At 72.2% G+C, this 17772-nt stretch carries 15 protein-coding genes; 12 read left to right on the top strand and 3 right to left on the bottom strand.

All coding sequences use genetic code 11. From position 1 onward, the window contains the following. The first annotated feature begins 163 nt into the window (after positions 1-163). A complete protein-coding gene (locus LTT61_RS32800; RefSeq protein WP_420094794.1) occupies positions 164-577 on the top strand; it encodes a M15 family metallopeptidase in 414 nt (137 codons plus the stop codon). A 74-nt stretch (positions 578-651) separates the two neighbouring features. Here the strand turns inward: LTT61_RS32800 and LTT61_RS06460 are convergent, their stop codons facing one another. Continuing rightward, positions 652-1791, bottom strand: coding sequence for an XRE family transcriptional regulator (locus tag LTT61_RS06460; protein ID WP_233019021.1), 1140 nt, complete (start codon positions 1789-1791; stop codon positions 652-654). A 352-nt stretch (positions 1792-2143) separates the two neighbouring features. Between LTT61_RS06460 and LTT61_RS06455 the strand changes: the two genes are divergently transcribed. Next, complete coding sequence (locus tag LTT61_RS06455; RefSeq protein WP_233019020.1) at positions 2144-2449, top strand: hypothetical protein; 306 nt, start codon at positions 2144-2146, stop codon at positions 2447-2449. Positions 2450-2498: 49 nt separating this feature from the next. On the opposite strand, the gene LTT61_RS06450 is transcribed toward LTT61_RS06455, so the two are convergent. Beyond that, positions 2499-3383: a PAC2 family protein gene (locus tag LTT61_RS06450; RefSeq protein ID WP_233019019.1), complete on the bottom strand. Its 885-nt coding sequence runs from the start codon at positions 3381-3383 to the stop codon at positions 2499-2501. Positions 3384-3483: 100 nt separating this feature from the next. Here LTT61_RS06450 and metH point away from each other — a divergent pair, with 100 nt between their 5' ends. The 10 genes from metH (at position 3484) to LTT61_RS06405 (ending at position 16886) form a co-directional block, all read left to right on the top strand. Further along, positions 3484-7071 carry a methionine synthase gene (metH, locus tag LTT61_RS06445; RefSeq protein WP_233019018.1) on the top strand — a complete coding sequence of 1196 codons (3588 nt, stop codon included), beginning with the start codon at positions 3484-3486 and terminating at the stop codon, positions 7069-7071. Positions 7072-7437: 366 nt separating this feature from the next. Then, positions 7438-9816: a serine/threonine-protein kinase gene (locus tag LTT61_RS06440; protein ID WP_233019017.1), complete on the top strand. Its 2379-nt coding sequence runs from the start codon at positions 7438-7440 to the stop codon at positions 9814-9816. Positions 9817-9878: 62 nt separating this feature from the next. Beyond that, positions 9879-10568, top strand: coding sequence for an HAD family hydrolase (locus tag LTT61_RS06435; protein WP_233019016.1), 690 nt, complete (start codon positions 9879-9881; stop codon positions 10566-10568). 114 nt (positions 10569-10682) lie between these two features. Continuing rightward, positions 10683-11546: an arpA protein gene (locus LTT61_RS06430; RefSeq protein ID WP_233019015.1), complete on the top strand. Its 864-nt coding sequence runs from the start codon at positions 10683-10685 to the stop codon at positions 11544-11546. A 28-nt stretch (positions 11547-11574) separates the two neighbouring features. After that, positions 11575-12402: a class I SAM-dependent methyltransferase gene (locus LTT61_RS06425; RefSeq protein ID WP_233019014.1), complete on the top strand. Its 828-nt coding sequence runs from the start codon at positions 11575-11577 to the stop codon at positions 12400-12402. Beyond that, entirely contained in the window at positions 12399-14219 is a 1821-nt protein-coding gene (locus LTT61_RS06420) for a choline/carnitine O-acyltransferase (protein ID WP_233019013.1), read from the top strand. The genes LTT61_RS06425 and LTT61_RS06420 overlap by 4 nt, the downstream gene beginning before the upstream one ends. Positions 14220-14300: 81 nt before the next feature. Further along, positions 14301-14564, top strand: a complete 264-nt coding sequence (locus LTT61_RS06415) for a phosphoribosyl-ATP diphosphatase (RefSeq protein WP_067659283.1) — start codon at positions 14301-14303, stop codon at positions 14562-14564. A 64-nt stretch (positions 14565-14628) separates the two neighbouring features. Further along, a complete protein-coding gene (gene hisG, locus LTT61_RS06410; protein WP_233019012.1) occupies positions 14629-15480 on the top strand; it encodes an ATP phosphoribosyltransferase in 852 nt (283 codons plus the stop codon). 102 nt (positions 15481-15582) lie between these two features. After that, positions 15583-15714: a hypothetical protein gene (locus tag LTT61_RS32625; protein WP_269821857.1), complete on the top strand. Its 132-nt coding sequence runs from the start codon at positions 15583-15585 to the stop codon at positions 15712-15714. Further along, positions 15714-16886 carry a YeiH family protein gene (locus tag LTT61_RS06405; RefSeq protein ID WP_233019011.1) on the top strand — a complete coding sequence of 391 codons (1173 nt, stop codon included), beginning with the start codon at positions 15714-15716 and terminating at the stop codon, positions 16884-16886. Before LTT61_RS32625 ends, LTT61_RS06405 begins: the two co-directional genes overlap by 1 nt. Here the strand turns inward: LTT61_RS06405 and LTT61_RS06400 are convergent. Further along, positions 16854-17741 (bottom strand): RecB family exonuclease, encoded by an 888-nt coding sequence (locus LTT61_RS06400; protein ID WP_420094793.1) that lies wholly within the window; start codon positions 17739-17741, stop codon positions 16854-16856. The genes LTT61_RS06405 and LTT61_RS06400 overlap by 33 nt on opposite strands. Positions 17742-17772: the final 31 nt, after the last annotated feature.

The following is a 17772-nucleotide window of genomic DNA, read 5'->3' as shown; positions in this document are numbered from 1 at the left end:
CGGGCTGCGCAGGAGCGGTGCGGCGGCGCTGCTCGCCGCCGGGCTCGCGCTGGCCGCGCCGGTTGCCCACGCCGCGCCGGAGCTTCCCGCCGCGGGGCTCCCTGCCTCGGAGCTTCCCGCCGGGGGGCTCGCGGGCGGCGCACCGGCCACCGGGGCGGAGGCGATCGATCAGCGCGAGGGGATCGGCTCGGCCACCGGCACCGAGGGGCTGAGCCCGGCGCTCGCCCTGGCCTACACGCTGGCCGAGGGCGAGGCGCACGCCGAGGGCGTACCGCTCTCGATCACCTCCGGGTACCGCAGCCCGGCCGAGCAGCAGGCGCTCTGGGACGACGGCCTAGCCACCTACGGCAGCCAGGGGGAGGCGCGGCGCTGGGTGCTGCCGCCCGACGAATCCACGCACGTCAGCGGGGACGCGATCGACGTCGGGCCGCAGCAGGGCGCGCAGTGGCTGGAGGCCGACGGCTACCGCTGGGGGCTCTGCCGCACCTTCGACAACGAGTGGTGGCACTTCGAGCTCGCCACCGCGCCGGGTACGGCGTGCCCGGCGCGTATCCCGGACGCGAGCGCCAGGAACTGAATCCGCCACCGGCGGCCCCGTAGCCGGAGCCGCCCGTCCGCTGAACCCCGCGCGGCTCCAGATCCGGACCCGCCCTACACCCGGGCCAGCGCCCGGAGCTGGTCCAGATAGTCCTGGCCGCGTGGATCCCCGGGAAAACGATCAGTGATCTCGCGCGCCAGCTCCCCGGCGATCCAGCCGAGCGAGGGCAGCGAGCGCCGATCGTGCCCGAATGCCAGCTCGGCCTCGGCCAGCGCGCGCTCCAGGTCGCGCTCGCGGGCGGCGAGCACGGCCAGGGTCAGGTGCGCTTCGGCGGCGCGCATGGGGTTGCGGACGGTGCCGTCCACCCGGAACGAATCCCGGATGACCTCCTTGGCGTAGGCCCGCGCGGCGCGGTCGTCGCCGACCACCCGGCTGCAGTCCATGGCGTAGAAGTCGAACTTCTGCGGGTCGACCACGAAGTGGTTGTCCAGGTCGGCGGGGTGCTCGAGCTGGTCGAGGATCGCGCGGCCGCGCTCCAGCGCCGTCTCCACCCTGGCCCGGTCGCCGAGCCGGGCCCAGCCCTTGGCCTGCTGCGCGGCCAGCTGCACCCCGACCCCGTAGCCGCGGCACGCGTCCATGAGCGGCTCCGCGGCCTCGATCGCGCCGCGGTAGTTGCCCTGGGTGAGCGCGAACCACGACGCCATCTCGGCCGCCCAGCCCATGATCTCCGGGTTCTCCGACTCGGTGCCGAGCGACAGCGCCGCTTGCCGGGTGGATTCTGCGGAGGCCCGCTTGCCGAGGTCGTACTCCACGCAGCCGACCAGCAGTGCCACCCAGCCCGCCAGGGAGAGGATTTCCCGGTGCTGGGCGAGGGTGAGCCTGCCGTCGAGCAGGGCGGCGATCCGTCGCAGCCAGGCGGTGCCCTCGCTGTGCAGCTCGATCGGGTCGGCGTAGGCGTACTCGCAGCAAAGCCGCTCCGCGGTGATCCGCACCGCGTCCAGCGTGGAGCCGGAGACATCCGATATCCGCAGCCTGCCGACGAATTCGAGGGTGTCCATGCCGGTCGCGGAGAGCAGCTCGTCGTCCCGGTTCGGCCTGGCCTTCGGGAAGAACGAGGCCGCCGCGGAGTCGAAGGCCGCTGCGATGATGGGGGCGTAGAAGTCGTCCGGCTTCGACTCACCCGCCTCCCACCTGCGCCAATTGCGCAGCAGCGTGCTGTCGGTCGGCAGATTGTGCGCGGACTTGGCACGCATCACCCGGATCGCGTCGGCTTGGGACCACCCCCTCGCGTCGCGTTCGGAGCGCATGCGGACTGCCCAGACGGGTCGATCGTCGGCTATGGCCACGCCGCCAGTATCGCACCAGTTAACCTTCGGCGTCCTCGATAGGGCAACCGGATGTCACCGGGTTGACATCTGCATTCGCACTATGTCGTTCGGCATCCTGTAGGGGAGCGAGAAGTTTGCCCAAAGGTTCCTGTAAGTGCAGATGGACGTGCATCCGCAACCGATACACGTGCGCAGGGGTGGAACCGGCGGGTGGTCCCTGGAGGCGCTCTCGGGGATCGCAGGACGCGAAGACATACCGAGTCCAATGGAGGTTTCGGTGCAAGCGTTGACCTACGGATACGTGCGGGACGATCTGGCCGACGGACGGGGGGAGGAGCTGGAGCACGCGCTGCGTGACCTGGCCCGGTCCCGCGGCCTCTGTTTCGCCGCGACCTTCCACGAGTCCTGTGACGGCGACGGCACGGCGCTCGCGGAGCTCACCCACGAGCTCAAGCGCGCCGACGCGCACCACGTGCTGACGCCATCGCTTGACCACCTGGGCGGCCAGACCATCCCGCGCGAGATCCTGATCGCCCGGCTGGCCCGCGATGCCGCCGCACTCGTGCTCACCCTGGACGGGTGAGCGGCCCGGCGCCCGGCCCCGCCTCCATCCCCGGCGGGGCCGGCGCGCCTCACAGCCCGAAGTTCCCCGGCCCCCGGCGCCGCAGGTACTTCTCGAACTCGGCCGCGATGGCGTCGCCGTCGATCTTGGAGATGGCCTCGTTGAGGTCGACCGCGGCGTCGCCGCGCTCCTCCAGCGAGCGCACGTACTCGCTGATCTCCTCGTCGCCCTCGGTCATCTCGTTGACCGTCTCCTCCCACTCCTCGGCCTGCTTGGGCAGCTCGCCGAGCGGCACCTCGATGTCGAGCACCTCCTCGACCCGGTGCAGCAGGGCGATGGTGGCCTTGGGGTTGGGCGGCTGCGAGATGTAGTGCGGGACCGCGGCCCAGAACGAGACGGCGGGGACGCCCGCCCGCACGCACTGGTCCTGCAGGACGCCGGTGATGCCGGTGGGGCCCTCGTAGCGGGTCTGCTCCAGGGCGAAGCGCTCGGCGGCCTCGGGGCTGTAGGCCGAGCCGGTGACCGGGACCGGCCTGGTGTGCGGGGTGTCGGCGAGCAGCGCGCCGAGAATCACCACGGTCTGCACCCCGAGCTGCTCGATGAACTCCAGCAGATCGGCGCAGAAGCTGCGCCAGCGCATGTTCGGCTCGATGCCGCGCAGCAGCACGATGTCCTTGTCGCTGCCGGGCGGCGAGCACACCGACAGCGAGGTCGACGGCCACTGGATCTCCCGGGTGACGCCGTCCACCTGACGCACCGTCGGCCGGTTGACCTGGTAGTCGTAGTAGTCCTCGGAGTCGAGCTCGGCGAGCGGTTCGGCGTCCCAGATCAGTTCCAGGTGCTCCACCGCGCCGCTGGCGGCATCGCCCGCGTCGTTCCAGCCCTCGAAGGCCGCGACGAGCACCGGATCCCGCAACGTCGGCAGTTCCGAATCGGGAGTTTCACTGCGGTTCACCCGGTCAGCCTACGACGTGGCCCGCCGGGACGCGGCCTCCGGTGATGGCGCGTCCGGAGGTCCGGCCGATGGCGTCGGACCAGCCCACTACCCTGGTCTCATGTCTGCGTCCCGGTTCGACACCACCCTGCTGGATACCCTCGCGCGCCGCGTCGTGATCGGCGACGGGGCGATGGGCACCATGCTGCAGGCCGCGGAGCTCACCCTCGACGACTTCCGCGGTCTGGAGGGCTGTAACGAGATCCTGAACGAGACCAGACCGGACGTGTTGCGCCACATCCACCGGGCCTACTTCGAGGCGGGCGCCGACGCGGTCGAGACCAACACCTTCGGCTGCAACCTGTCCAACCTCGCCGACTACGACATCGCCGACCGGATCCGCGATCTCTCCGAGCGCGGCACCAGGCTGGCCCGCGAGGTCGCCGACGAGATGGGGCCGGGCGCCGACGGCACGCCGCGCTACGTGCTCGGCTCGATGGGGCCGGGCACCAAGCTGCCCACCCTCGGCCACGCCCCCTACGCCGCGCTGCGCGACGCCTACACCGAGGCCGCGCTCGGCATGCTGGACGGCGGCGCCGACGCCATCCTCATCGAAACCTGCCAGGACCTGCTGCAGGTCAAGGCGGCGGTGGTGGGCAGCAGGCACGCCATGACGAGCGCGGGCCGCCGGATCCCGATCATCACCCACGTCACCGTCGAGACCACCGGCACCATGCTGGTCGGCAGCGAGATCGGCGCCGCGCTGACGGCGATCGAGCCGCTCGGCGTCGACATGATCGGGCTGAACTGCGCCACCGGCCCGGCCGAGATGAGCGAGCACCTGCGGCACCTCTCCCGGCACGCGCGGCTGCCGGTCTCGGTCATGCCGAACGCCGGGCTCCCGGTCCTCGGCAAGCACGGCGCCGAGTACCCGCTCTCCCCGGAGGAGCTGGCGATCGCGCTGCGCGATTTCGTCAGCGAGTTCGGGCTGGCGCTGGTCGGCGGCTGCTGCGGGACGACGCCGGAGCACATCCGGCAGGTGAGCGCGGCGGTGCGCGAGGTCGAGCGGGCGCTGCCGCCGATCGCGGAGCGCAGGCACCCGGAGCCGGAGCCGAGCGTCTCCAGCATGTACACCGCGGTCCCGTTCGAGCAGGACGCCAGCGTCCTGATGATCGGCGAGCGCACCAATGCCAACGGCTCCAAGGCCTTCCGCGACGCCATGCTGGCGGGCGACTGGCAGCGGTGCCTGGAGATCGCCAAGGACCAGACCCGCGACGGCGCGCACATGCTCGACCTCTGCGTCGACTACGTCGGCCGGGACGGCGCCGCCGACATGAACGAACTGGCGGGCAGGCTCGCCACCGCCTCGACGCTGCCGATCATGCTCGACTCCACCGAGACCCCGGTGCTGCGCGCCGGGCTGGAGCACCTGGGCGGGCGCTGCGCGGTCAACTCGGTGAACTACGAGGACGGCGCCGGGCCGGAGTCGCGGTTCCAGCAGACCATGGCGCTGGTCGCCGAGCACGGCGCCGCGGTGGTCGCGCTGACCATCGACGAGGAGGGCCAGGCCCGCACCGCCGCCAAGAAGGTGGAGATCGCCGAGCGGCTGATCACCGACATCACCACCAACTGGGGGCTGCACGAGTCCGACATCATCGTCGACACCCTGACCTTCACCCTCGGCACCGGGCAGGAGGAGTCGCGCAGGGACGGCCTGGAGACCATCGAGGCGATCCGCGAGCTCAAGCGCAGGCACCCCGCGGTGCAGACCACGCTCGGCCTGTCGAACATCTCCTTCGGGCTCAACCCCGCCGCCAGGCAGGTGCTGAACTCGGTCTTCATGCACGAGTGCGTCCAGGCCGGGCTGGATTCGGCGATCGTGCACGCCTCCAAGATCCTGCCCATCGCGCGGATCCAGGAGGATCAGCGCCAGGCCGCGCTCGACCTGGTCTACGACCGGCGGCGCGAGGGGTACGACCCGCTGCAGACGCTGATGGAGCTGTTCGAGGGCGTCTCCACCGCGTCCTCGCGCGCCTCGCGGGCGGAGGAGATGGCGGCGCTGCCGCTCTTCGAGCGGCTGGCGCGGCGGATCGTGGACGGCGACCGGAACGGCCTGGAGCCGGATCTGGACGAGGCCATGCGCGAGGTGCCGCCGCTGCAGATCGTCAACGAGACGCTGCTGTCCGGGATGAAGACCGTCGGCGAGCTGTTCGGCTCCGGGCAGATGCAGCTGCCGTTCGTGCTGCAGTCGGCCGAGGTGATGAAGACCGCGGTCGCCTACCTGGAGCCGCACATGGAGGCCACCGACGACAGCGGCAAGGGCCGGATCGTGCTCGCCACGGTCAAGGGCGACGTGCACGACATCGGCAAGAACCTGGTCGACATCATCCTCTCCAACAACGGCTACGAGGTGGTCAACCTCGGCATCAAGCAGCCGATCGCGACCATCCTCGACGCCGCCGTGGACAAGAAGGCCGACGTCATCGGGATGTCCGGGCTGCTGGTGAAGTCGACGGTGATCATGAAGGAGAACCTGGAGGAGCTCAACACCAGGGGTGTGGCCGACCAGTTCCCGGTCCTGCTCGGCGGCGCCGCGCTCACCCGCTCCTACGTGGAGAACGACCTCACCGCCGTCTACCGGGGCGACGTGCACTACGCCAGGGACGCCTTCGAGGGGCTGCGGCTGATGGACACCATCATGACCCGCAAGCGCGGCGGCGGCCCCGACCCGGACAGCCCGGAGGCGATCGCCGAACGCGAGAAGGCGGCCGAGCGCAGGGCGCGGCACGAGCGCTCCCGGCGGATCGCCGAGGAGCGCAAGGCCAAGGAGGTGCCGGTCGAGGTGCCCGCCCGCTCCGACGTGGCCGCCGAGCTGCCGGTGCCGGTGCCGCCGTTCTGGGGGACCAGGGTGATCAAGGGGCTCGCGCTGCACGAGTACTCCGGGCTGCTGGACGAGCGCGCGCTCTTCCTCGGCCAGTGGGGGCTGCGCGGCCAGCGCGGCGGCGAGGGGCCGAGCTACGAGGAGCTGGTGGAGTCGGAGGGAAGGCCGCGGCTGCGCGCCTGGCTGGAGCGGCTCAGCACCGAGGGCGTGCTGCAGCACGCGGCGGTCGTCTACGGCTACTTCCCCGCGGTCTCCGACGGCGACGACGTGATCGTGCTGACCGAGCCGCGCCCGGACGCCCCCGAGCGCTACCGCTTCACCTTCCCGCGCCAGCAGCGCGACCGCTTCCTCTGCATCGCGGATTTCATCCGCTCCCGCGAGCACGCGGAGCGGACCGGGCAGGTGGACGTGTTCCCCTTCCAGCTGGTGACGATGGGGCAGCCGATCGCCGACTTCGCCAACCAGCTCTTCGCCGGCGACAACTACCGCGACTACCTCGAGGTGCACGGCATCGGCGTGCAGCTCACCGAGGCGCTGGCCGAGTACTGGCACCGGCGGGTCCGCGAGGAGCTGGTGCTGGAGGGGCACGCGGTCGCCGAGTCCGACCCGGACGACGTGCAGGAGTACTTCAAGCTCGGGTACCGCGGCGCGCGCTTCTCCTTCGGCTACGGCGCCTGCCCGGAGCTGGAGGACCGGGCCAAGCTGGTCGACCTGCTCGCGGCGGAGCGGATCGGGGTCCGGCTCTCCGAGGAGCTACAGCTGCACCCGGAGCAGTCCACCGACGCGTTCGTGCTGCTGCACCCGGAGGCCAAGTACTTCAACGCCTAGTGTGAGCGGTTTCACGGCGGAAACGGACCACGGCGCCGGCGTTCGTACCGGATCATGGCGCGGGCACGGCTGCCCGTGAAACCGGGTGCCGGGGAACGGAATCGTCGCGGCGCCCGGAGCTGCCCGGCGCGCGCTCGACGCGGAGCCCGCGCGCCGGTGGCGTACCGTGCTGAGGTCGGCCGATGGAACGGCCCGTTCCGGGTATGCCACTGTCGGACGTCGCGCACCGGAGCGCTCGTCGTATGCCGCACCGGGTGGCGTGCGGCCCGCCCGGAGTCGAAGCGGCTCGGGGCGTAGGATTTTCGCCGGGCTCCGGAGCGCGTGCGCCGAGTTGCGGTACTGCTCGGCGGGAAGGAGCACGATCAGATGACGTCGGACCGGTTGATCGCGGGACGGTATCGGCTCTCCGATCCGATCGGCACCGGCGCCATGGGCGTCGTGTGGAAGGCGACCGACGTCCGGTTGCAGCGGACCGTCGCGGTCAAGCAGCTGCGGCTGGATCCGCAGCTCACCCCGTCGCAGCGGGTCGAGGCGCGGGCGCGGGCCATGCGCGAGGGGCGGATCGCCGCCCGGCTGCACCATCCGAACGCCATCACCGTCTTCGACGTGGCCGAGGAGGACGGGCGGCCGTGGCTCGTCATGGAGTTCATGGACGCGCCGAGTCTGGCCGCGCGGATCTCCGGGGGGCGCACGCTGCCGCCGATGGAGGTGGCGCGGATCGGGGCGCAGGCCGCCGCCGCGCTGGCCGCCGCGCACCGGGCCGGGATTCTGCATCGGGATGTGAAGCCGGGGAATCTGCTGGTCGGGGATGACGGCACGGTCAAGATCACCGACTTCGGGATCTCGCGGGCGGTCGGGGATGTGACCGTCACCGCGACCGGATTTCTCGCGGGGACTCCCGCGTACCTGGCACCCGAGGTGGCGCGCGGGGAAGACGGGGAGCCCGCCTCCGACGTGTTCGCGCTCGGGTCGACGCTGTACGCCGCGGTGACCGGGAGCCCGCCGTTCGGCGAGGGGGACAATCCGCTCGCGGTGCTGCACGCCGTGGCGCGGGGGCATGTGCAGCCGCCGCAGCACGCCGGGGCACTCGGGCCGGTGCTGATGCATCTGCTCGCGCCGACGCCCGAGGCGCGGCCGACCATGCAGGAGGCGGCCGGGGTGCTCGAGGGGGTCGCCGTCGGGCGGCCCGCCGGGCCGACCTCGGTGCTGCCGCCCGGCGGATATCCGCGGACGGCAGTCCTGGCCGGGCCGAGTGGGACCACCGTTCTGCCCGATCCCGGGCGGTTCGGGGGGCCGCCGCCGAACGATCCGCGCAGTGCTCCGCCGCCGGGGCCGCGGGTGAACGCGTTTCGGCCCGCCTACGGGCCGAGGGCCGGTGCGCCCGGGGTGTACGGGCCGGGGACGCCGGGGAGCGGGCCGGTCGCTCCGGGGTCCGGGCCTGCCCGGGTGCCGCAGGGGCCGCCGAGTGGGCCGACCGGCGGTTCGGTAGCCGGTGCCAGGGGTGCGCCGGGGGCGGAGAGCGCGCCCGCGCCGGGCTCCGGCGAGCGGGTCGAGTTGCGCAAGCGGGACGGCTCGGTCGCGGCCGGTGTGGCGAGTGCCGCCGTCGCGCCGAACTCCGGTGACGGTGAAGGTGCGGCCGAGGATTCCGGCGTGGCCGGCTCCGCCTCGCCGAGCGATGACGCGAGCAGCGCCGCGTCGAGCGCGGCCGGGAGCGCCGCTCCGAATTCCGATGCGGTGAGCGCCGCTTCGGATTCCGGCGCGACAGCGGGCCCCGCCGAGGGCGGTGCCTCGGGTTCCGGTGCGGCGGGAAAGTCCGCAGGCGATGCAGCCTCGGGCGCCGGTGCCGCCGACGACTCCTCCACGCCCGGCGATGTACTCGCGGGCTCCGCAGCGGCAGTTGGCGCTGCGTCCGACGGTGTCTCCGCCGACGCGGGCGCAGCCGCCCCGAGTGCGGGTGGCCCGGGTGCGGCTGGCCCGAGTGGGACCGGCCCGAGTGGGACCGGCCCGAGTGCGGCCGCACCGGGTGCGGCCGGGAGCGGTCCCTCGGCTTCCGGGACGGCATCCGACTCCGGCCCGAACCCCGACCCCACCACCGCGCTCCCACCAGCAGCGAACGATTCGCCCTACACCCCCGACTACGCCGCCTTCGCGGCCGCCGCGCGCCCGACCCCCGTCACCCCGCTCGAGTACACCCCGCCCCGCCGCGACCCGGCGGCGGGCAAGCGGCTGCAGCTGACCGCGCTGGGCGCGATCGCCCTCGCGGTGATCCTCCTGGCGGGCGTGCTCATCGCCCTGATCGCCCGCGGCACCGGCGACGACGACCAGCAGGCGGCGCCCCCGCCCCCGAGCCCATCGGCCGTGACCACGCAGGCTCCGGCCCCCACCACGGAGGCTCCGGCCCCGGCCACCTCGAACGCCCCGGCCCCGCAGAACGGCCCGCCGACCACGGAGCAGCAGGCCCAGTTCGTGCAGGGCTACTACGGCATGCTGCCGGGCGACATCAACGGCGCGTGGGCGCAGCTCTCCCCGGGGTACCAGGCGCAGACCGGCGGCTTCGGCGCGTACTCGCAGTTCTGGTCGACGATCCGCGGGGTGCGGGTCGGCTCGATCACCCCGACCGGCCCGGACACCGTGGTGGCCTCGCTCACCTACACCCTGGCCGGCGGCGGCACCAGCTCGGAGAGCCGCTGGTTCCGGGTGGCCAACGAGGGCGGCCGCTTCCTGCTCGCGGGCTCCGGGCTCTGACCGGCACCGGTACGGCCGTCCCGATAGGCTGACCGGCGGCGGCACGAGAGAGGCGGACCACGATGACCCGACCGGCGGGTGTGCTCTGGGACATGGACGGCACCCTGCTCGACTCCGAGAAGCTGTGGGATGTCGCGGTGCGCGAGCTGGCCAGGGAGCACGGTCGCGAGATGACCGACGAGATCAGGCACGCCCTGATCGGCGCCTCCGGGCCGAACGCGCTGCGCATCATGTTCACCGGCCTCGGCATCGAGCCGACCCGCGCTGCGCTGGTGGCGGCGGGCGAGTTCCTGGAGCGCCGCGTCACCGCGCTCATGACCGGCCCGATCCCGTGGCGGCCGGGCGCGGTCGAGGCGCTGGCGATGATCGCCGCGGCCGGGGTGCCCGCCGCGCTGGTCACCAACACCAAGCGGTCACTGACCGAACTCGCCTTGAATACGCTCGGCCGGGACAATTTCGCGGTCACCGTCTGCGGCGACGAGGTGCCGCACGGCAAACCGGAGCCGGACGTCTACCTGCGCGCCGCCGAACTCCTCGGCGCCGACCCCGGCGACTGCGTCGCGATCGAGGACTCGCCGACCGGTTCCGCCGCGGCCGCCGCCGCAGGCTGCGCGGTCCTGGTCGTGCCCTGCGAGATCGCCGTTCCCGCCGCGCCCGGACTCGTTTTCCGGGAATCGCTTACCGGGCTCTCGATGGCCGATCTGAGCGCCGCGCTCACCTCCGGCGAACGTGAGCCCGCCGCCCGCCCGTAGCGAGAGTTACTGCGTGGCAACAGGAATATCCGCACGTCGGACGTGTGACAGTAGTCACCGGCCAGCTCGGCGAATCCCGGGCGTGTTTCTGGCGCGCTGCCTCACAATATCGCCATGACGGTGATGGGGGTCCTCGACGAAATCGTCGATACCGCACGGTATTCGCTGGCAGATCCCGGGGGGGAGGGGTGGCGCGCCGCGGTCGGCGCCGCCAGAACCGAGCTGGCCGCCACCGGCTGCCACGTCCTGCGCGAGTTCGTCCGGCCGGAGCTGGTCGAGACGCTGCGCGCGCAGGGCGCCGCCATCGCGCCGGACGCCTACTACAAGGTGGAGCGGGTCAACGCCTACAACATCCCGCTCGATTCCGAACTGCCACCGGATCATCCGGGTGCCATCGTGCTCGAGCGCGGCAATGCCTTCGTGCCGCGGGATCTGATCCCCGCCGACGCGCTGATCCACCGGCTGTACGTGAGCGAGGTCTTCCAGCGCTTCGTCGCCGACTGCTTCGGGCTGCCCGGGCTGCACGAGTTCGCCGACCCGCTGGCCGGGCTCTGCCTCAACGTGGTGGCGCCCGGCATGTCGCACCCGTGGCACTTCGACACCAACGAGTTCACCGTCAGCATGCTCACCCAGCCCGCCGAGGCGGGCGGCGTCTTCGAGTTCTGCCCGAACATCCGCAGCACCGATGCGGAGAACCTGGACGACGTCCGCGCCGTGCTCACCGGCACCGGCTCGTACCCGGTGCAGCGGCTCGACCTGCGCCCCGGCGATCTGCAGCTCTTCCAGGGGCGCTTCTCCCTGCACCGCGTCTCCCCGGTTTCCGGCGCGGTGCAGCGGCATTCGGCGATCTTCGCCTACACCGACCGGCCCGGTGTGATCGGCACCGTGGAACGGACCAGGCAGCTTTTCGGCCGGGTGCTGCCGGACCATGTCGCCGCGGCGGCCTCCGCCGTCCGCGGTGACCGATTACTCGATTGATTTCTGGCTCGACCGAGAGGAACGCACAGTGCCGGTACCCTTGCACACGACCGGGAAAGCCTCCTTCGACCACATCTACGATCGCCCCGATCCCCGTGAGTACTACCGGCGGATGTCGGAGCTGGGCTATTCGATCCCCGATTCGGCGGCACCCTTCTTCCAGCAGCAGCTCCGCGAGTATCGGGCCTCGGCCCGGGTCGCGGTGCCGACGGTGCTCGACATCGGCTGCTCCTACGGGGTGAACGCGGCGCTGCTGCGCTTCGGCACCAGCCTCGCCGAGCTCGCCGAGAGCTACGCGGGCACCACCGACCGGGATTCCGCGCTCGCGCTCGACAAGGGGAGGGCCGAGGTGCCTGGCGTTGACGCCCGCTTCCTCGGGATCGACGCGTCGCGCCCGGCTCTGGAGTACGCGGCCGAGGCCGGGCTGCTGGACGAGGTGGTGCACGCCGACCTGGAGTCGGCCGATCCGGACGAGGACCAGCGTGAGGTGCTGGCCCGCGCCGACCTGGTGATCTCCACCGGGTGCATCGGTTATGTCACCGAGAAGACGCTGGTGCGGGTGGCCACCGCGCATCCGCGCCGCAGGCCGTGGATGGCACACTTCGTGCTGCGCATGTTCGACTACGGTCCCGTCGCCGCGGAGCTCGCGGCGCTCGGGTACCGCACCGAGCAGGTGCCCGGACTCCACGCACAGCGGCGCTTCGCCTCCGCCGACGAGCAGGCGCAGGTGTTGAAGGCGTTGGCGGACAAGGGCATCGATACCACCGGGTACGAGGCCGACGGGTCGCTGTATGCGACCCTTCACCTCTCCCGACCGCTACCGGAACACTCCGCCGACCCCGAGGACAACTCGTGAGCCCACGAACCTTCGCCGCCGAGGACCAGCTGCCGAGGGTGCCGCTGCCGACCCTGGACGACAGCGCCGCCCGGTTCCTGGAGTGGAGCGCCCCGCTCCTCACCGACGACGAGCGCGCAGCGACCGAGGCCGCCGTGGCCGACCTGCTGCGCCCGGACGGCCCCGGCCGCACCCTGCACGCCGCGCTCGCCGAGTACGACGCCACTCCCGGCGTCGGCAGCTGGCTCGACCTGTTCTGGCCCTCCCGCTACCTGGGCCGCCGCGACCGGATCGCGCTGAACGCGAACTTCTTCTTCCTGTTCCGCGACGACACCCCGCTCGCCGCCGCGACCTCGGCCGACCAGGCCGAGCGGGCCGCCGCCATCACGCTCGCCGCCGTCGACTACAAGCTCGCGCTCGACGCCGAGGAGATCCCGCCGGTCACCCAGCGCGGCAAGCAGCTCTCCATGTGGCAGAACAAGTACCTCTTCGCCGAGACCAGGATCCCGGGCGCGGAGCAGGACTCGGTGCGGGTGCCCTACTCCGAGGAGTACCCCGGCCCCGCCACCGCGCGGCACATCCTGGTCTTCCACCGCGGCAACGCCTTCCGGCTCGACGTGGTCGGCCCGGACGGCGCGCCCTACTCGGCCGAGGACATCACCGACGGGCTGCGCGCGGTGCTCAAGGCGGGGGCGAAGGCCGCCGCCACCGACACCGCGATCGGGCACCTGACCACCAAGGCCCGCGCGGAGTGGGCCGCGAGCCGGGCCGAGCTGCTGGCCGACCCGGGCAACGCCGCGGCCATCGAGACCATCGAGTCGGCGCTGTTCGTGGTCGCGCTGGAGGATTTCGCGCCGCAGGACGAGCAGCAGGCCAGCGACCAGCTGCTGCACGGCGACAGCGGCAACCGGTACTTCGACAAGGCCGTCACCTTCGTCGTCTTCGCCGACGGCCAGGCCGGGATCAACGTCGAGCACTGCGGGCTGGACGGCACCACCGTCCTCTCCTTCGTCGACACCCTGCTCGGCACCCCGCTCGCCGAGCACGCGGAGCGCTCGGGGGCGCGCGGGCAGGGGCTGCCGCCGGTCGAGCCGATCGAGTTCACCCTGACCGCCGCGCAGCGCGCCGACATCGCCGCGGCCGCCGCCGATTTCGCCGACTACGCCGCGGCGAACGCGACCCAGGTCGTCTCCTTCGACGACTTCGGCACCGAGGCCGCCAAGGCGCTGAAGATAAGCCCGGACGCGTTCGCGCAGCTCAGCTACCAGATCGCGCACCGGCGCAGCAAGGGCTTCACCGGCGCCACCTACGAGTCGATCGCGACCAGGCAGTGGCGCAACGGCCGCACCGAGGCCATGCGGGTGATCACCCCGGAGATCATCGCCTTCGTGGACGCCTTCGAGGACGCGGGCGCCTCCACCGAGGCCAAGCTGGCCGCCGCGCGGGCCGCCGCGGCGGCGCACGTGGAGCGGGCCAGGCAGTGCCAGGCCGGGGCCGCGCCCGAGCAGCACCTGTGGGAGCTGGAGTGGATCCAGCGCCGCCGGGGCGCCGAGCTCGGGGTCACCGAGCCGCTGCCGCTGTACACCAGCCCGGGCTGGCGGATCCTGCGCGACGACTACCTGAGCACCAGCTCGGCGCCGTCGGTGCACATCCGCCAGTTCGGTTTCGGCTCCACCAGCCCGAGCTGCATCGGCGTCGCCTACGTGCTGCTGCCGGACCGGTGGAAGCTCTACCTCGCCACCCCGCAGCCGGTGGCAGGGGAGATGCACGCCTTCGCGGAGCACCTCCGCACCGCCGTCGCGGACCTGCGCGAACTGCTGGCGACCGACGCGGGCTGAGCTCGGCCGGTGCCGCGGCGGGCCTCCCCGTCGCGGCACCGGAACGGAGGGGGAGCACCCGGGTCTGAAAGAATGACCCGCGTGAAGAACTTCGAGGCCCTGTTCGCCGAGCTGCAGGACCGCGCCGCCACCCGCCCCGAGGGTTCGGGAACCGTGGCCGCGCTGGACGCGGGGGTGCACACCCAGGGCAAGAAGGTGCTCGAGGAGGCGGGCGAGGTCTGGATCGCCGCCGAGCACGAGAGCGACGACGCCCTCGCCGAGGAGATCTCCCAGCTCCTGTACTGGGTACAGGTGCTGATGGTGGGCCGCGGGCTGACGCTGGACGACGTGTACCGACATCTGTGACGGCACCGCGCCGACACCCCGTCGACCGTCGAGAGCACTCACCCCACCCCGAAAGGACCCCATCGTGCTGCGCGTCGCCGTACCCAACAAGGGCTCGCTGTCCGAATCCGCCTCCTCCATCCTCGCCGAGGCCGGATACCGCACCCGGACCGATTCCCGCGACCTGACCGTGCTGGACCCGGCCAACCAGGTCGAGTTCTTCTTCCTCCGCCCCAAGGACATCGCCATCTACGTCGGCTCCGGCGAGCTCGACCTCGGCATCACCGGCCGCGACCTCGCCCTGGACTCCGGCGCGCCGGTGAAGGAGCGGCTCGCGCTCGGCTTCGGCCGCTCCAGCTTCCGCTACGCCGCGCCGCAGGGGCAGCCGTGGTCGGTCGAGCAACTGGCGGGCAAGCGGATCGCAACCTCCTACCCGAAGCTGGTCCGGGCCGACCTGGCCGCACGCGGGCTGACCGCCGAGGTCATCCGGCTGGACGGCGCGGTGGAGATCTCCATCCAGCTCGGCGTCGCCGACGCGATCGCCGACGTGGTCGGCTCCGGCCGGACGCTGCGCCAGCACAATCTGGTGGCGTTCGGCGAGTCGCTCTGCGATTCCGAGGGCGTGCTGGTCGAGCAGGCCGACTCCGGCACCGGTGACCGGGCCCGCAACCAGCTGGTCGCCCGGATCCAGGGCGTGGTCTTCGCACAGCAGTACCTCATGCTGGACTACGACTGCCCCAAGAAGCTGCTGGACCAGGCGGTGCTGATCACCCCGGGGCTGGAGTCGCCGACGGTCTCCCCGCTGGCCGACGCCGACTGGGTGGCGGTGCGCGCGCTGGTGCCGCGCAAGCAGGGCAACGACCTCATGGACCGGCTGGCCGAGCTGGGTGCGAAGGCGATCCTCGCGACCGACATCAGGTCCTGCCGAGCCTTCTGAGCGCGGTCGTCAAGGATTGCGTTCTGCGGAAAGGCAATCGGTGTGCGGGCGGGCGGGGCGTTGCTACGGTGCGCTCTGCCCGCCAGCACGAGGAGACCCGCCGTGTCGTCACCAGCACCGCAGCAGCCCGAGCGCCGATTCCCGCTGAACGAGGACTGGCTCGCCACCATCGTCGGGCTGGTCCTGCTCGTCCTGATCCTGGCAGGCGTCGTCCCCGGATGGCTGGTGCCCTGATGAGCGATCCGGAGAAGCGGGCCCCCGCGGCCGGAACCGAGGCGCCGGAGCGCGCGCCGGGAACCGAGACGGATGCGATAGCCGGTGCGGAGCGGCCGGGGCGGGCGCGGGACGTGCTGCTCGGGCTCGCGGTGGTGCTGGTGCTCGGCGGCCTCACCAGGTACCTGGAGATCTCCGTGCCGAAATGGGCGGCCGAGGGGACCTTCTCCCGGGTCGCCAAGGCGGTCGAGTTCCCGGTGTACGCCATCGCGCTCGGGCTGCTCGGCAATGTGGTGCTGAGCGGCCTCGGGCTGCGCGACCGGCTCGCCGCCGGGTTCCGCACCGAGTTCTTCATCAAGACCGGCGTGGTGCTGCTCGGGGCATCGGTCAACCTGAAGCTCCTCGTCACCGCGGCCGGGCCGGCGATCCTGCAGGCGCTGCTGCTGATCACCATCGTCTTCGGCTTCACCTGGTGGTTCGCCGGGCGGCTCGGCATCGACGACAAACTGCGCGCACTGCTCGCCTCCGCCGTCTCCATCTGCGGGGTGAGCGCCGCCATCGCGGCGGCGGGCGCGGTGCAGGCCAGGCGCGAGCAGATCGCCTACGCCGCCTCGCTGGTCATCCTCTTCGCGCTGCCATCGATCTTCCTGCTGCCCTGGCTGGCCGATGTGTTCGGGCTCTCCGACGCGGTCGCGGGCGCCTGGATCGGCGGCAACATCGACACCACCGCCGCGGTCGCCGCCTCCGGCGCGCTGGCTGGCGAGGAGGCGCTGCAGATCGCGACCATCGTGAAGACCACGCAGAACGCGCTGATCGGGCTGGTCGCGATCGCGCTCACCGCCTACTTCACGCTCCGGATCGAGCGCACCGAGGGCGCGGCCCGGCCGACGCTCGGCGAGTTCTGGGCGCGGTTCCCGAAGTTCGTGCTCGGCTTCGTCGCCGCCTCGGTGATCGGTACGATCTACCTGCAGCAGGTCTCCGCGGCGACCGGCAAGGAGCAGATCACCCTCGTCAACGACCTGCGCACCGACTTCCTGATCCTCGCCTTCGTCTCCATCGGGCTGGAGTTCTCGGTGCGCGGACTGCGCGCGGCGGGGCGCCGCCCGGTCCTGGTCTTCGGCTCCGCCGTGCTCGTGAATCTCGCTGTCGGACTCGGGCTGTCAATCCTGCTGTTCCACGATTTCGAGGTCTGACGCCGCGGGAGGCCCCGGGTACGGCGGCGGGGTGCCGCCGTAGGCGGGGCAGAGCGGCTTGAAATCGCAGTAGGCGCAGAGCCATCCGGTGCTCGGCCGGAAATCGCCGCTCCGCACTGCCTCGGCGACCGCGCGCCAGAGCGCGGCGAGGGTGCGCTCGAAGCGCTCCAGCTCGGCCGCGTCGGGGGTGTAGGTGAGCACCTGCTCGTCGGCCAGGTAGATCAGCCGCAGCTCGGCCGGGACGACGCCGCGGGTGCGCAACATCATGAGCGCGTAGAACTTCAGCTGGAACAGCGCCCTGGTCTCCTGGGTGACCCCCGGCGCCTTGCCGGTCTTGTAGTCCACCACCCGCAGCGCGCCGTCCGGTCCGGCGTCGATCCGGTCGACGAAGCCGCGCAGCGGCACCCCGTCCGCCGACTCGGTCTCCAGTCGCAGCTCACAGGATTCCGGGTCGAACGCCGTCGGATCCTCCAGCCGGTAGTAGCTCGTCAGCAGCGCCGTCACCTCCTCGGCGAAGACCGGGAACTCCGCGTCCGAGATCAGCTCGCCCGCCTCCGGCCGCTCGGCGCGCACCCGCTCCCACGCCGCGGGCAGCAGCGCCTCGGCCGCATCCGGAACACGCTGTGCGGCAGGCAGTTCGAAGAGCCGCTCCAGCACCGCGTGCACGACGGTGCCGCGCACCGCCTGCCGCGACGGCGCCTCCGGCAGCCGATCCACCGCGCGGAAGCGGTACTTCAGCGGGCACTGCTTGAAATCCGCGGCGCGCGAGGGGGAGAGCGCGAGCCCGCTCGGCGCGGCCGGGCCGGGGCCGGGCGGCCCCGGCGGCGGACCGGCAGGGGGCGTGGACACGGGCAGCGACATACCTGGCAGGCTATCCGGCGGTACC

It is taken from the genome of Nocardia asteroides, assembly GCF_021183625.1.
In the GTDB taxonomy this organism is placed as follows: Bacteria; Actinomycetota; Actinomycetes; order Mycobacteriales; family Mycobacteriaceae; genus Nocardia; species Nocardia asteroides_A.
Note: the sequence above shows the minus strand (reverse complement) of the source record. Positions and strands in the feature narration are given on the sequence as shown.